Origin of the sequence: Microbacterium sp. CGR1, from assembly GCF_051062835.1 — a bacterium.
Taxonomy (GTDB): Bacteria; Actinomycetota; Actinomycetes; order Actinomycetales; family Microbacteriaceae; genus Microbacterium.
In genome coordinates, this window is record NZ_JAOTPG010000001.1 from 2,913,665 (window position 1) to 2,927,312 (window position 13,648).

Consider the following 13,648-nt stretch of genomic DNA (forward strand, 5'->3'; position numbering starts at 1 on the left):
CGCTTCGCCGGTGGCCTCCTAGCCTCCGGCGAACGGCGGCAGCACGTCGATCAGTTGCGCGTCGTCGAGCGATCGGTCGTCGTCGCTGCGCACGCCGTCGACCATGACCGCGCAGCGCGGCAGGATGTCGGCGAGGTCGGGGTGGTCGGCGATCACGCCGGCGCGGAGCTGTGCGAGCGAGCGCTCGCCGCGTTCCTCGGAATCGGTGCCCGCAGCCTCCGCCGCGGCCGCGAAGTAGCGCACGCGGACGGTCGCGGTCAGCGGCGCGGTCATCGGGTCTCTCCCTCGCGCACCCAGTCGCCCGAGCGTCCGCCGGACTTCGCGACGATGCGCACGTCTTCGATGACGACCGAGCGGTCGAGTCCCTTGATCATGTCGACGATCGCGAGAGCGCTCACCGAGACGGCCGTGAGGGCCTCCATCTCGACGCCGGTGCGGTCGGCGGTGCCGACGGTCGCCTCGACGTGCACGCCGTCGTCGACGATGTCGAGTTCGACGTTCGCGCGGTGCACGCCGATCACGTGGGCGAGGGGCAGCAGGGAGGGCGTCGACTTGGCGGCCTGGATGCCGGCGATGCGGGCGACCGCGATCACGTCGCCCTTGGGCGCGGTGCCGTCACGCAGGGCCGCGACGACCTCGGGGCTGCAGCGCACGAAGCCGCGAGCGGTCGCGGTGCGGACGGTCGGCTGCTTGGCGGTCACATCGACCATGTGCGCATGACCGGCCGAGTCGAGGTGCGTGAAACTCATTCGACCAGCATGACATCGATCGCGTCGCCCACGGCGACGGCCTCGACCTCGGCGGGCACGATCGCGAACGCGCGGGCCCGCGCGAGACCGCCGGCCAGGTGCGAGCCCGAGCCTCCGGCGGTCGCGGGGCTCACCGTGCCGTTCGCGAGATCGACGACGGCGGGCAGGTACTGGCGGCGTCCGGGCGGGGTGGTCCAGGCGGCATCCGCCGTGAAGGATGCGCGAGCGCGATGGATCTCGGAGCGCCCCTGCAGGGCGAGCAGCGCGGGCCGCACGAAGACCTCGAACGAGACCGCGACGCTCACCGGGTTGCCCGGCAGGCCGAACACGAGCGTGCCTGAGTCGAGAGCGCCGAACGCCTGCGGTTTGCCCGGCTGCATCGCGACGCTCGCGAACTCGACGGCACCCTGTCCGTCGAAGGCGCCGCGCACCGGCTCGTAGGCTCCGGCGCTGACGCCGCCCGTGAACACGATCACATCGGCACCTCGTTCGACGGCGGTCGCGGTGACGGTGCGCACGGCGTCGGCGTCGTCGGCGACGCGCGCCACGAGGACGACCTCGGCGTCGGCGTCGGCGACGAGGAGCTCGAGCAGGGGGCCGTTCGAGTCGGGGATGCGACCACGGGCAGCCGGCTCACCCGGCGACAGCAGCTCGCTGCCCGTCGAGACCACGGCCACGCGCGGCGCCCGGGTCACCGACACGGTCTCGACCCCGGCGGCGACGGCCGCCGCGAGCTGGAACGCGCCGAGGCGCTCGCCGGCGAGCACGACGGCATCCCCCGCATGCAGGTCGGCGCCGCGACGGCGGACGAATGCTCCCGGTGCGGCGGGTGCTCGCAGTACCCGCACTTCGCCCAGCGAGTCGGCGAGTCCTCCGGCGGTGTCCTCGAAAGGCACGATCGCATCAGCGGCGGTCGGCGTGGGTGAGCCCGTCATGATCCGCGCGGCCTCGCCGGCATCCAGAGGCGGGTCGTCGGACACCCCGGCGGGCAGGTCGGCGACCACGCGCAGCACCACCGGGTCGTCGGCGGATGCCGCGGCCACGTCGGCCGCGCGCACCGCGAAGCCGTCCATCGCCGAGTTGTCGAAGAGCGGGATGTCGTGGGCCGCCGTCGCGGGCTCGGTAAGGGTGCGGTGGGCGGCGTCGCGGATCGCACGACTCTCGGTCGGGAGAACGCGTGCGGCGTCGAGAACGAGGGCGAGCTGCTCCTCGACCGTGCGGCGGCTGCCGTTCGCGGCGCTCATGCCGACACCGCCGATCGGATCGTGATCTCGTGCTGTCTCGAGGTGAGGGCGTCGATGATGGCGAGTCGGCCGAGCAGCGGCTCGCCCGCGCCGGTGATGAGCTTCACGACCTCGCCCGCCAGCATCCCGCCCACCTGCACGCACAGCGCTCCGAGCACGCCGACCTGCGCGCAGCTCGGCGGCTCGCCCTCGGTGCCGAGCGGGAAGAGATCGGTCAGGACGACGGGCGAGTGCCCCTCGGGCGGATCCGACCAGAACACGGTCGCCTGTGCGTGCCACTCCTGCACGGCGCCCCACACGAGCGGGATGCCGAGGGCTTCGGTCGCGGCGGAGACATCGCGCCGGGTCGCGAAGGAGTCGCTCGTGTCGACCACGATGTCGGCCCCCGCGAACAAGCGCTCGGCGTTGTCGGAGTCGAGCCGCTCCGCCGCCGTCACGACCTCTGCCCCGGGCGACAGTGCGGTGATCGCGCGCGCCGCCGAGGTTGTCTTGGGTCTGCCGATGTCCTCGACGCGGTGTGCGAGCTGACGCTGCAGATTGGTCAACTCGACGATGTCGTCGTCGATCACCGCGATGCTGCCGACCCCTGCCGCGGCGAGGGCGAGGAGAACCGGGGAGCCGAGGCCGCCGGCGCCGACGACGGTGACGTGGGCGGCGGCGAGGCGGCGCTGCCCCTCTTCTCCGATGCCTGCGAGCACCGCGTGCCTGGCGGTGCGCACGAGTTCGGCCGGGTCGAGGGCGGGCGCGGGAGCGACGAGCGGCTGCATGCCCCCAGGCTATGCCCGGGGTGCGCGATTGCGGCGGGTGCAGGGGGATTCGGCCGGAGTTCGGAGCGGGCGGTCCTGTCAGGAGCAAAACGGTTCCGCGGATACGGTTGTTTTCTCCCTCAGCATCCGCTTCTGCGGTAATGTTCGACCATGCAGAGCTTTCGGATCTCCCGCGCGGCACAGCTGCTCGGGGTGAGCGATGACACGGTGCGGCGCTGGATCGACCAGGGCCTGCTGCCGACGACCGACGCCGTCCCGGCCGAGATCCCCGGAGATGCGCTGGCGGCACGCGCGGTGGAGCTGGCCGAGGAGGCGCAGGAGTCGAGCCATGCGCTCTCGAGCGCTCGCAACCGCTTCGTCGGCATCGTGACCCGCGTGCAGATCGATGGACTCATGGCGCAGGTCGATCTGCAGTCGGGTCCGCACCGCGTCGTCTCGCTCATGTCGGCTGAGGCCGCTCGCGAACTGGATCTCGAGGTGGGCTCTCTCGCCACCGCATCCGTCAAGGCGACGCAGGTCGTCGTCGAAGTGCCGAAGGGCTGATCCATGAAGCGCACTCTCCGCCGCACCGTCACGGTCGTTCTGACCGCCGCAGCGCTCGCTCTCACGGGGTGCGCCGCTGGTGCCGAGTCGCCGACGCCGACCGCCACGGATGACTCCGCTGAGAGCAACGTGAGCGGGGAGCTCACGGTCTACGCGGCCGCCTCGCTCTCCGGTGCGTTCGACGAGATCGGCGCGGCGTTCACCGAGGCGAACCCCGACGTCGACTTCAGCGGCGTGTACGACGGCTCGTCGACGCTGGTCACCCAGCTGCTCGAGGGCGCCCCGGCCGACGTGTTCGCCTCGGCAGACGAGGCGAACATGAAGAAGCTCGAGGATGCAGCGGTCAACCCGGCCCTGTTCGCGTCGAACACTCTCGTGATCGCCGTGCCCACCGGAAACCCCGGCGGCGTCGAGACCCTCGCCGACCTGGCCGACGTCACCACCGTGCTGTGCGCCCCCGAGGTGCCGTGCGGTGCCGCCTCCGCCACGCTGCTCTCGAACGCCGGCGTCACGGTCGAGGCGGCGAGCCTCGAGCAGAACGTCACTGCGGTGCTCACCAAGGTCGCGGCATCCGAGGCGGATGCCGGGCTCGTGTACGCGACCGATGTGATCGGCCGCGACGACGTCGAGGTGATCGTGCCGGACGGCGCAGACGAGGTCGTCAACCACTATCCGATCGCGGCGCTCTCCGAGGCTCCGAACTCCGCGGCCGCCGAGGCGTTCGTCGCCTTCGTGCTGTCAGACGAGGGACAGCGCATCCTGGCCGACTTCGGGTTCGGAAAGCCGTGAGTGCGGCCGGAGCGCGCGGATACGCGCCGCGCGCGCTGGCCGTCCCCGCCCTGGTCGGGCTCGCGTTCCTCATCCTCCCGCTCGCGGCCCTGGTCGCCCGCGTCGAGTGGTCGACCTTCCTCGCCGATGTGACGTCGGAGGCCGCGCGCTCGGCGCTGCTGCTGTCGCTGGGCACAGGTCTCGTCGCCACAGTGCTGTGCATCGTGATCGGCGTTCCGCTGGCGCTGACCATTGCTCGTTCAGGGCCGCGCCTCGCGGCAGTGCTGCGTGCGGCTGTCACGGTTCCGCTCGTGCTGCCGCCCATGGTCGGCGGCGTCGCCCTGCTCTACCTATTCGGGCGGGCGGGGTGGTTCGGCGGACTCGGGCTCTCGTTCAGCACGCCGGCGGTCATCCTCGCGCAGACGTTCGTGGCGCTGCCTTTCCTGGTGCTGGCGGTCGAGGGCGCCGTGCGCACCTCGGGGGTCGAGTACGAGCGCACCGCCGCCGCGCTCGGCGCCGGCCGCTGGACGATCCTGCGCCGCATCACCCTGCCCCTCGCCGCCCCCGGAATCGTGGCCGGCGTGGTGCTGTGCTTCGCACGGGCGATCGGCGAGTTCGGAGCCACGGCACTCTTCGCGGGCAACCGCCCCGGCGTCACGCAGACCATGCCCCTGGCGATCTACACGGCCTTCAACGGTGCCGGAGTCACGCAGGGCGCCGCGGTCGCCCTCGCACTGCTGCTGCTCGTCACCGCGATCCTCGTGCTGCTGCTCGTGCGCGGGTGGCGTCCAGGTGCTGCACGATGAGCGCCGTCGAGGGCCTGCGCGCCCAGGTGATCGTGCCTCGGGAGCACTTCACGGTCGATGTCTCGCTGCGGGTGCAAACGGGGGAGACGGTCGCCGTGATGGGGCCGAGTGGCGCGGGCAAGTCGACGCTGCTGCAGGCGCTCGCCGGACTCGAGCCGCTGGGTGGGGGCGAGATCGCCGTCGAGGGTCGCGTCGTCGACCGGGTCGCGAAGCCACGGGTGCGGACCGAGCCGATGCGCCGCGGTGTCGTGCTGCTGGGGCAGAAGCCCCGGCTGTTCCCTCATCTGTCGGCGCGCGAGAATGTGGCGTTCGGGCCGCGGGCTGCCGGGGGCGAGGCTCGTGCTGCGCGAGCCGGCGCCGACGACTGGCTCGCGCGGGTCGGACTCCCCGGCTCCGGCGAGCGGATGCCGCACGAGCTCTCCGGAGGCGAGCAGCAGCGGGTCGCGGTCGCGCGTGCGCTCGCCGCATCCCCTCGTGTCGTACTGCTCGACGAGCCTCTCGTAGCGCTCGACCCCGAGACGGCCGGCGACATCAGACGGATGCTGCGCGACCAGCTCGTCTCGACCACGACCGTCGCGGTCACGCACGATGCCGCGGATGCCGTCGCGCTCGCCGACCGGTTGATCGTCGTCGAGGCTGGGCGCGTGACTCAGGAGGGGCCGGTGCGCGACGTGCTCGCCGCCCCGGCATCCGGTTTCGTCGCATCGATCGCCGGGGTGAATCGCCTGGTGGGCGTCGCGAGCGGGGGAGGGTGGCGCAGCGGCGAGGTGCTGCTGACCAGTGCCGATCCTGCGTCGCGTGCGCTCGCAGCGACGGATGGTGCTGCGCTCGCCGCGGTCTTCCGCCCGGGCGATGTGCGGGTCGCCGAGGCGGGCGCGGAGTCGTGGCCGGCTGTGGTGGCGCGCATCGAGCCCACCCTGGGAGGCATGCGCGTGCACACCGATGTGGGGGCGGTCGACCTGTCGCTGGATGCTGCCGGATGCGTCGCGGTCGGCGATCGGATTCGGCTGCGGGTGGACCCGGCACTGGTGCGGTTCGTCGCGGTGCCCTGAGCTGCGCCCAGCTTCGTGATCGAGCATCGAATTCTCTGCTGACAGCGCTTCATATCGATATGCGTCGCGGTGGGTGTGGAGGATGAAGCCTCGTTGCCGTCAGAGTTTCATGCGGACGCGGCCGATAAGACCAGAATTCGTCTCCGCACGGTAGCGGTGGGACCGTGGGAGGGTCTTGCGCCAGCGTCGGTGTGAGGAAAGGAGATGGTGACGATGTCAGACACTTCGAGAGGGGCGACAGTGGGGCACACGGTTGCAGCCCGCGGACTCCTCCGCCAAGACGAACACGACTCGTGGTTGATTCCGGTGGTCTCGCTGTCACCCGAGACCCGCCTTGCTATGGACGATGCCAGGATTCTTCTGGATGCATCTTCAGATCTCGATCGCTTGACCCACGGCTACGTCGAGGTGCGAGGAGTGTGGGTTCGCGAGGGAGCAGTCGCGGTCCGGGACATCATTCCGGTAGCTGAGGATGCCGCAGTCCTTGCGCCGCCGCCGTCATTGGGTACGCAGGCTCTTCTGTCTTTGCCTTCTGCTGCTGGCAGCCGGGCCGGGATCGATCTCTCCCTCGCTCGGTCGGTCGCTGGAGACCTGGTCGAGAAAGAAGCAGCATTGCATTTCGTCGTGGTGGACGACGCCGAGCATTTCGCAGTCGTTGTCGCGGCCACTGATGTCGATCGCGTCGAGTCTGAGCTGGGGCCGCTTCTGGGCCCTTACCTCGTCGTTGTCCACTCGCAGAACACCCCGGCCATGCTCCGACGCGCGGACGAAATCCTCGCCATTGAGGGCCGGGACAACAACCTCCTCCTGTCCGGAGAGGCGATGAGTCCGCATGGTGACTACCGCGTCGTCGGCATCGTCAGACGCTGGACATCGGCGCTGAGTACGGCGCCTGCAAGCGCGCTCGAGGTGCGGGCGTGGATCCACCCATGAGAGTGGAGAGCTTCAACGAGTCTTCAGTAACTGAATCTCCAGCTCGTGGGGCGAGCATGGCGACCGAAGTTCGCGCACGTGGCCGAGTGTCAGTGGGGGCTTGCTACATTGAAGTCAATCGTTCAGCCCGCCCGGATCCTTCCGGTGTGGGCTGGATTTCTTTGGGCCTGGCATGATCGTCGGTGTGCCCGAACGATGGCTCGCTGCTGTCAACTACTACCGTCTGAGCGGGTACTGGTACATCTATCGGACCCTAACGACGGAGGACGGGCGGATTGTCCGCTCAGACGATTTCGCTGGCGACACCAAGTTCTCGGCGATTACCGCGCTGTACGAGTTCGATCGAAAGCTCCGCACTCTCGTCCACGACGGAATCGAACGCATCGAGGTAGCCCTGCGCATCCAGGTCAGCTACGTGCTGGGAGCCAAGGATCCCCTCGCTCATGAGGATCCGCGGCTGTTCCGCCCGGATTTCGACCATGCCACGTGGGGCCAAAGGCCGAGTAGCGCGAAATGCCCGCAGCTCCGCGTTCATCAGGCATCACGCGGATCGATACGGCGGCGACATCCCCATCTGGGTTCTCGTCGATGTTCTCGACTTCGCGGATGTCTCGATCCTGTTCGAAGGAATGCGCGCTGCGGATCAGTTCCAGGTCGCTGAGGGGCTCGGAATTCGGTTCGACCTCAGCCAGCTGCGTCCCTCGCAGCGGAAGAAGGCCCTCAAGAACCATCCGCTTGCTCGTTGGCTTGAGCAACTGTCACTCATGCGCAACATCACCGCCCATCATGGACGCCTGTGGAATCGCAGACTAGCTCCGGCGGCCACCAGTGCAATGAGGACGGTGCCTGGGCTTGAATGTCTCCGAGAGGGTCAGAGCGAAGACGTCTTCGGCGCCCTCTCAATTGTGGCCATCATCCTCGAAACCACATCGCCAGGATCCACGTGGTCAGCGAAAGTGGTCCGAGAGATGGACAGCATATTTAGCCTGCTCCAGGAGCGCTCCTCGAAGGAGATGGGATTCCCGGAGGATTGGCGGGCTCGAAGTGTTTGGAGTGCCGCCAGATGATCGGCTCATGGGACGCTTCCCTCGGTTCGTCTCACGAGCTCATCACGGCGTGGTCGCGTCTCAGAAGGGGTGTTCGCAAGAGATCACGGTAGTGGATGCCCATGTGAGACGCCGGTGGCGCGGGCGTCCAGAGAAGTCAGTACCGCCCGGCTGCCCGGAAGACCTGGCAATATGCCGGTCGTCGTGCCCACGCGGGCCGTGGCGTCGGAGGCGCGGGTAGTCTCGGAACATGTTGGGGAGAGGGATGGAGCGATGACGGCGGTGCCGGTCGTGATCGGGATGCGGGCGCCGAGCGCCGCGGTCATCGATGCCGCCGCGCCCGCCTCGCAGGGACTCATCGATACCCACGGTCGCGTGCACCGCGACCTGCGCATCTCGCTGACCGACCGCTGCTCGCTGCGCTGCACCTACTGCATGCCCGAGCAGGGCAACGAATGGCTTGCGCGCACGAGCATCCTGTCGACCGACGAGATCGTCGAGGTCGCCCAGGTCGCCGCATCGCTCGGCATCCGCACCTTCCGGCTCACCGGGGGTGAGCCGCTGCTGCGTGCCGACATCGTCGACGTGGTGCGACGTGTCTCGGCGATCGAGGGTGACGAAGGCCCCGTCGAGGTCGCGATGACGACCAATGGCATCACGCTCGCGAAACACTTGCCCGACCTGATCGAGGCCGGACTCACGCGTCTGAACATCAGCATCGACACGGTCGACCGTCAGCGCTTCGCCGACCTCACGCGTCGTGATCGCATCGACGACGTGTTCGAGGGCATCGCGGCAGCGGCGGCATCCGAGCTCCGCCCGCTCAAGCTCAACACGGTCGCGATGCGCGGCGTGAACGACGACGAGTTGCCTGACCTGGTCGCGTTCGCGATGGAGGTCGGCGCGCAGCTGCGCTTCATCGAGCAGATGCCGCTCGACGCCGGGCACACCTGGGATCGCGCCTCGATGGTCACGCGCGAGGAGATCCTCAAGAAGCTCAGCGCGAGATGGAGCCTCGAGCCTGTTCCCGGTCGCGGCGGTGCACCCGCCGAGAAGTGGCGCATCGACGGCGGACCTCACGAGGTCGGCGTCATCGCCTCGGTCACCGCTCCGTTCTGCGGCGCGTGCGACCGCCTGCGCCTCACCGCCGATGGGCAGCTGCGCAACTGCCTGTTCTCCAACGCCGAGTACGACCTGATCGACTCGCTCCGCGGACCCGCTGCGTCCGATCCCGCCCAGCGGGCAGGGGCGATCGGAGCCATGCTGCGCTCGTGCGTGCACGGCAAGCTGCCGGGGCACGCGATCAACGACCCGTCGTTCCTGCAGCCCGCCCGTGGCATGAACGCCATCGGCGGCTGAGCGCTCACTGCGCGTCATTCTCGCCGGCACGCTGTCATGACGTCGGGTCGGCTGTTACCGTGAGCGCGTGAGCAGCCCGTCACCCGACTCTCTCGCCGGCCGCCCGGATCCCGTGCCGGTCGGCGTCAGGTCGCACGCATCCGCCCGCGCGACGGGTGTCGTCATCATCGCCATGAGCATCGCGGTCTGGTGGCCGGCGTTCACTCTGGGCGCATGGGGGACGTTCTTCTTCGATCAGATGCTCACCGTCTGGGCGGCGTCGGTCGGCGCGCTGATCGTCGTGCTCTTCCAACCCCGGGGGCGGCCGCGGGTGCTCAAGGCGCTCGCCCTGCTGGTGCCATCGCTCTGGCTGGTGCTGTCGTTCGCGCCCCTCGATGCCGACGACGTGCTGTCGGTCGTGATCGACCTTCTGGCCGTCTTCGTGGCGCTGTTGAGCGTGCCCGCCACGATCTGGGTGCTCGCGCGCGTCATGTGGCCCGAGTTCGGCGAAGACATCAGCAGGGGTCGGCGGTTCCTCGTCGTGATCGCGGTCATCGTGGTCGGCGTCGCGTCGTTCGCGCTCGGCGCGAACCAGGAGCACTTCCTGACCTGCGGAGACTTCACCATCAGCGGCAACTCCGAACCGCAGGGGTGCGTTCCGGGGCCGCCGAGTTGATGAGCCGTGAGGTCAGCCGAGGAACTCGCGCGCGGCCGACGACAGTGCGGTGATGCCGACCTCGATGGTCGGGTGGATCACCGGCGCGAAGAACGGCGAGTGGTTCGTGGGGATGTCCTTGTCGAGCGTCCCCGCGGCAGCTGATGCCGCGAAGGTCGCCGCATCGACCCCGCCCCAGAACCAGAACACGAGCGGCACTCCGGTGTCGCGCGCGAACCACGAGACGTCTTCACTGCCGGTGAACATGCCGGGGTCGATCACCGACGCCTCGCCCAATGCGCGCTGCAGCGCCGACGTGACGCGTGCCGTGGCATCCGCGTCGTTGATCGTGGGCGGCAGGGTGTGGTCGGTGCGGATCTCGGGCTCGCGCTCTGCTCCCGATGCCGCGGCCTCGGCGCGCACGATGCGCTCGACGCTCGCGAGCACCTTGTCGCGCATCTCGTCGTTCGGGTAGCGCAGGCTGAGCTCGAGCTTCGCCTCGGCGGGGATGATGTTGTTCTTCAGACCGGCGTGGATCGAGCCGACCGTGACGACGGCGACGTCACGGGGGTCGACCTCGCGTGAGGTGATCGTCTGCAGGCGCATGACGGTCGCCGCGGCCATGACCACGGGGTCGATCGTCGAGTGCGGACGCGAGCCGTGTCCGCCGCGGCCGTGAAGGGTGACGGTCAGGCCGTCGGATGCCGCCATCTGCGTGCCGGGGCGCACGCCGATCGTGCCGGCAGGAAGAGGGGTGACGTGCTGTCCGAGCACGATGTCGGGGTGGGGCACGAGGTCGCGCAGGCCGTCGTCGAGCATCGCGCGGGAACCGGCGCCGTACTCCTCGGCGGGCTGGATCAGCACGACCACGGTGCCCGACCAGTCCGCCTTCTCGGCGACGAGCTTCTCGACGGCGCCGATCATCGCGGTGACGTGCATGTCGTGTCCGCAGGCGTGCATGACGGGAACCGTGTTGCCTGCGGGGTCGATGCCGGTCGCGGTGCTCGCGTAGGCGAGTCCCGTCTCCTCGCCGACGGGCAGCGCGTCCATGTCGGCGCGCACCCACACGACCGGGCCGTCGCCGTTCTTCAGAACTCCGACGACTCCCGTGACGCCGATGCCCTCGTGCACCTCGAGCCCGAGATCCCGCAGGTGACCGGCGGCGATGCCGGCGGTGCGCGTCTCCTGGAACGAGAGCTCAGGATGCTGGTGCAGGTCGATGTAGAGCGCTTCGAGATCGATCGTCATGGCCCCGAGCCTAGTCGTGGCGGTAGGACTCCAAGGTGGGTCCGGGGTGCAGCACGCCGTTGACGATGGCGCGGATCGCGAACTCGCTCGCCTCGCCGAGGTCGAAGACGTCGCGGTGCAGCAGCCACTGCAGCTGCAGGCCGTCCATGACGGCGAGGATTCCGGCCGCGGCGGTCGCGACCGTCGCGGGCTCGGTCACGCCCTCCTGCGCGCACAGCAGATGGAACGCCTCGGTCACCTCGCGACGCAGCGTCGTGTAGCGCTCCTCGAAGTACTCGCGACCGGGGTGGTTGTCGGTCACGGATTCGGAGGACAGGACCGTGTACGCCTGCACGATGCCGGGGCGTCGCTCGTTCGCGATGGCCGTGCGCACCAGGTGCAGGAAGAGCTCGGGGCCACCGGGGATGTGCTTCTCGGCGAGCTCGGCCACGTCGGCCTGGTCGCGGTACGCGAGAACCTCGAGGAGCAGCTTCTGCTTCGAGCCGAAGTGGTGCAGGACTCCCGCGTGCGTGATGCCGACCTGCTCGGCGACATCGGCGAGGGTGCCGTTGGTCGAGCCCTTGTTGCCGAAGATCTCGACGGCGGCCTTGAGGATCTGCTCCCGCTTCTCACGCGTCGCGGGGCGGACGTTCGCAGGTGCGACGACATCCTTCGCCATGGTCCCTCCTCTCCTGCACCGATACCTGATCTGGATCGTACTTGCCAACTCTACTTACCAACGAGTAACCTCGCACCAGCTTACTTTCTCGCCAGTAAGCAAAACAGGTCGGATGCCCGAGCACCGACAGCACCACAGCACAACGACCCGTGCCCAAGGAGAAGCAATGAAGCTCAGAAAGTCCCTGATCGCTGTCGCGGCGATCTCCGCCCTCAGCATCTCGGCCCTCGCCGGCTGCGCCGCCGGCGGATCGAACGACAGCGGCTCCGGAGACGGTGCCGCCCTGACGATCGCCAAGCCAGACGGCGCGATCACCACCGAGTCGAACAACCCGTACGTCGGCGACTCGTCGGCCTCGAAGTACGGCTACGGCAAGGTCATCTTCGAGACGCTGGGCCTCGTGAACCAGACCGGTGACCGCGAGGTCACGCCCTGGCTCGCCGAGAGCATCGAGTGGAACGACGACTACACCGCGGTCACGGTCGTGCCTCGCAAGGACGTCACCTGGAGCGACGGCGAGCCGTTCACCGCCGACGACATCGTCTTCACCTACGAGCTCGTCTCGACGCCGGCGCTCGACACCGCCGGCCTCAAGTTCGAGGGCGCGACCGTCGAGGGCGACGCCGTCACGCTCACCTTCGGGGAGTCGAAGTACGTCAACCAGGCCCGCGTGCTGCACGTGCCCATCGTGCCGAAGCACATCTGGGAGAAGTTCGACGAGCCCGCGACCGACCCGGTCAAGGGCGACGACCTGGTCGGCACCGGTCCCTACGCGCTGTCGAACTGGTCGACCGAGTCGGTCACGCTCGAGGCCCGCGACGACTACTGGGGCGGCGACCTCGCCGTGCCCGAGCTGCACTACGTCTCGTACGGCGACAACACGGCACTCACCACCGCGCTCGCGCAGGGCGAGGCCGACTGGGCGCAGGCGTTCATCCCGCAGATCCAGGAGCAGTTCCTCGACGCGGACCCCGAGCACAACAAGTTCTACGTGGCTCCGACCACCGGCTCCGCGACGCTGTTCATGAACCTGCAGCAGAAGCCGTTCGACGACGTCGCGTTCCGCAAGGCGCTCGCCTGGGTGATCGACCGCGACGCCTACGTCGACATCGCCCGCGAGGGTGCCAGCGAGCCGGTCTGGTCCGTCACCGGTCTGTCCTCGATCCTCGAAGACGAGATCCAGCCCGAGTTCGAAGGCCAGGACTACTCGGTCGATGCCGAGAAGGCGCGCGGGATCCTCGAGGATGCCGGTTACACCTGGAAGGACGACGCACTGGTCGACCCCGAAGGCACGCCCGTCTCGTTCACCCTCTCGGTCCCCTCGGGATGGAGCGACTGGAACACCGCGCAGGAGCTCATCGCCGAGGACATCACCGAGGCGATCGGCGCCGAGGTCAAGATCGACATGCCCGACTGGGGCGGCTGGGCCGGTCCCCGCGACGAGGGCACCTTCTCGGCGATCATCCACTGGCTCGAGGACAGCGGCACGGCCTACGGCCTCTACACCTCGACCATGGACCCGCGCTGGATCTCGCCCGAGGGCATCGCAGGATTCAACTTCGGACGTTTCGAGGACCCGGCGGCCACCGAGGCGCTGAACACCTACGCGAACGCCTCGTCCGACGAGGAGCGCACCGCGGCGATCACCACTCTCGAGCAGATCTTCGTCGATCAGGTCCCGGCGATCCCGCTCGGAGCGCACCCGCTGCTCGGCGAGTACAACACCCGCAACTACGTGGGATGGCCGTCCGAGGACGACCCCTACGCCTCGGGTGACCCGACGCAGCAGAACATCGTGATGATCCTCACGAAGCTGAAGCCGGCCGAGTAAGCAGTCCGCG

At 69.0% G+C, this 13,648-nt stretch carries 15 protein-coding genes and 1 pseudogene; 10 read left to right on the plus strand and 6 right to left on the minus strand.

What is annotated here, in order from left to right; genetic code table 11:
* Positions 1-18 precede the first annotated feature (18 nt).
* From OD997_RS14455 to OD997_RS14470, 4 genes are read right to left on the minus strand one after another with little or no spacing between them, the layout of a single operon-like run.
* The gene (locus OD997_RS14455) at positions 19-273 is read right to left on the minus strand and encodes a MoaD/ThiS family protein (RefSeq protein WP_434332195.1); all 255 of its coding nucleotides are present in this window, start codon (positions 271-273) and stop codon (positions 19-21) included.
* On the minus strand, positions 270-749 hold the full coding sequence (moaC, locus tag OD997_RS14460; protein WP_434332196.1) for a cyclic pyranopterin monophosphate synthase MoaC: 480 nt from the start codon (positions 747-749) through the stop codon (positions 270-272). Before moaC ends, OD997_RS14455 begins: the two co-directional genes overlap by 4 nt.
* Positions 746-1,993, minus strand: coding sequence for a molybdopterin molybdotransferase MoeA (locus tag OD997_RS14465; protein WP_434332197.1), 1,248 nt, complete (start codon positions 1,991-1,993; stop codon positions 746-748). The genes moaC and OD997_RS14465 overlap by 4 nt, the downstream gene beginning before the upstream one ends.
* Positions 1,990-2,760 carry a HesA/MoeB/ThiF family protein gene (locus tag OD997_RS14470; RefSeq protein WP_434332198.1) on the minus strand — a complete coding sequence of 257 codons (771 nt, stop codon included), beginning with the start codon at positions 2,758-2,760 and terminating at the stop codon, positions 1,990-1,992. Before OD997_RS14470 ends, OD997_RS14465 begins: the two co-directional genes overlap by 4 nt.
* 150 nt (positions 2,761-2,910) lie before the next feature.
* On the opposite strand from OD997_RS14470, the gene OD997_RS14475 reads away from it, so the two are divergent.
* The 9 genes and pseudogenes from OD997_RS14475 (at position 2,911) to OD997_RS14515 (ending at position 9,922) form a co-directional block, all read left to right on the plus strand.
* The gene (locus tag OD997_RS14475) at positions 2,911-3,303 is read left to right on the plus strand and encodes a TOBE domain-containing protein (protein WP_434332199.1); all 393 of its coding nucleotides are present in this window, start codon (positions 2,911-2,913) and stop codon (positions 3,301-3,303) included.
* A 3-nt stretch (positions 3,304-3,306) separates the two neighbouring features.
* Positions 3,307-4,092 (plus strand): molybdate ABC transporter substrate-binding protein, encoded by a 786-nt coding sequence (gene modA / locus OD997_RS14480; protein WP_434332200.1) that lies wholly within the window; start codon positions 3,307-3,309, stop codon positions 4,090-4,092.
* Positions 4,089-4,877, plus strand: coding sequence for a molybdate ABC transporter permease subunit (gene modB / locus OD997_RS14485; RefSeq protein ID WP_434332201.1), 789 nt, complete (start codon positions 4,089-4,091; stop codon positions 4,875-4,877). The genes modA and modB overlap by 4 nt, the downstream gene beginning before the upstream one ends.
* The gene (locus tag OD997_RS14490; protein WP_434332202.1) at positions 4,874-5,929 is read left to right on the plus strand and encodes a sulfate/molybdate ABC transporter ATP-binding protein; all 1,056 of its coding nucleotides are present in this window, start codon (positions 4,874-4,876) and stop codon (positions 5,927-5,929) included. Before modB ends, OD997_RS14490 begins: the two co-directional genes overlap by 4 nt.
* 339 nt (positions 5,930-6,268) lie before the next feature.
* The gene (locus OD997_RS14495) at positions 6,269-6,862 is read left to right on the plus strand and encodes a hypothetical protein (protein ID WP_434332203.1); all 594 of its coding nucleotides are present in this window, start codon (positions 6,269-6,271) and stop codon (positions 6,860-6,862) included.
* Positions 6,863-7,034: 172 nt separating this feature from the next.
* Positions 7,035-7,286 (plus strand): annotated as a pseudogene (locus OD997_RS14500) (Abi family protein); the annotation flags it as partial.
* A 19-nt stretch (positions 7,287-7,305) separates the two neighbouring features.
* A complete protein-coding gene (locus OD997_RS14505) occupies positions 7,306-7,929 on the plus strand; it encodes an Abi family protein (RefSeq protein ID WP_434332204.1) in 624 nt (207 codons plus the stop codon).
* A 252-nt stretch (positions 7,930-8,181) separates the two neighbouring features.
* Positions 8,182-9,267, plus strand: coding sequence for a GTP 3',8-cyclase MoaA (gene moaA / locus OD997_RS14510; protein ID WP_434332205.1), 1,086 nt, complete (start codon positions 8,182-8,184; stop codon positions 9,265-9,267).
* 67 nt (positions 9,268-9,334) lie between these two features.
* The gene (locus tag OD997_RS14515; RefSeq protein ID WP_434332206.1) at positions 9,335-9,922 is read left to right on the plus strand and encodes a hypothetical protein; all 588 of its coding nucleotides are present in this window, start codon (positions 9,335-9,337) and stop codon (positions 9,920-9,922) included.
* Between the two features lie 12 nt (positions 9,923-9,934).
* On the opposite strand, the gene OD997_RS14520 is transcribed toward OD997_RS14515, so the two are convergent.
* Together OD997_RS14520 and OD997_RS14525 are read right to left on the minus strand one after the other, a co-directional pair.
* Complete coding sequence (locus OD997_RS14520; RefSeq protein WP_434332207.1) at positions 9,935-11,149, minus strand: amidohydrolase; 1,215 nt, start codon at positions 11,147-11,149, stop codon at positions 9,935-9,937.
* A 10-nt stretch (positions 11,150-11,159) separates the two neighbouring features.
* Entirely contained in the window at positions 11,160-11,807 is a 648-nt protein-coding gene (locus OD997_RS14525; RefSeq protein ID WP_434332208.1) for a TetR/AcrR family transcriptional regulator, read from the minus strand.
* 166 nt (positions 11,808-11,973) lie between these two features.
* On the opposite strand from OD997_RS14525, the gene OD997_RS14530 reads away from it, so the two are divergent.
* Positions 11,974-13,638 carry an ABC transporter substrate-binding protein gene (locus OD997_RS14530; RefSeq protein WP_434332209.1) on the plus strand — a complete coding sequence of 555 codons (1,665 nt, stop codon included), beginning with the start codon at positions 11,974-11,976 and terminating at the stop codon, positions 13,636-13,638.
* Positions 13,639-13,648: the final 10 nt, after the last annotated feature.

Excerpts from the sequence above, each read along its gene's own strand:
- OD997_RS14495 (WP_434332203.1), top strand. The coding sequence starts at position 6,269 with ATGGACGATGCCAGGATTCTTCTGGATGCATCTTCAGATCTCGATCGC.
- moaC (WP_434332196.1), bottom strand. The coding sequence starts at position 749 with ATGAGTTTCACGCACCTCGACTCGGCCGGTCATGCGCACATGGTCGAT.
- OD997_RS14455 (WP_434332195.1), bottom strand. The coding sequence starts at position 273 with ATGACCGCGCCGCTGACCGCGACCGTCCGCGTGCGCTACTTCGCGGCC.
- OD997_RS14530 (WP_434332209.1), top strand. The coding sequence starts at position 11,974 with ATGAAGCTCAGAAAGTCCCTGATCGCTGTCGCGGCGATCTCCGCCCTC.
- OD997_RS14465 (WP_434332197.1), bottom strand. The coding sequence starts at position 1,993 with ATGAGCGCCGCGAACGGCAGCCGCCGCACGGTCGAGGAGCAGCTCGCC.
- OD997_RS14490 (WP_434332202.1), top strand. The coding sequence starts at position 4,874 with ATGAGCGCCGTCGAGGGCCTGCGCGCCCAGGTGATCGTGCCTCGGGAG.
- modA (WP_434332200.1), top strand. The coding sequence starts at position 3,307 with ATGAAGCGCACTCTCCGCCGCACCGTCACGGTCGTTCTGACCGCCGCA.
- OD997_RS14520 (WP_434332207.1), bottom strand. The coding sequence starts at position 11,149 with ATGACGATCGATCTCGAAGCGCTCTACATCGACCTGCACCAGCATCCT.
- OD997_RS14525 (WP_434332208.1), bottom strand. The coding sequence starts at position 11,807 with ATGGCGAAGGATGTCGTCGCACCTGCGAACGTCCGCCCCGCGACGCGT.
- OD997_RS14470 (WP_434332198.1), bottom strand. The coding sequence starts at position 2,760 with ATGCAGCCGCTCGTCGCTCCCGCGCCCGCCCTCGACCCGGCCGAACTC.
- OD997_RS14505 (WP_434332204.1), top strand. The coding sequence starts at position 7,306 with ATGAGGATCCGCGGCTGTTCCGCCCGGATTTCGACCATGCCACGTGGG.
- moaA (WP_434332205.1), top strand. The coding sequence starts at position 8,182 with ATGACGGCGGTGCCGGTCGTGATCGGGATGCGGGCGCCGAGCGCCGCG.
- OD997_RS14475 (WP_434332199.1), top strand. The coding sequence starts at position 2,911 with ATGCAGAGCTTTCGGATCTCCCGCGCGGCACAGCTGCTCGGGGTGAGC.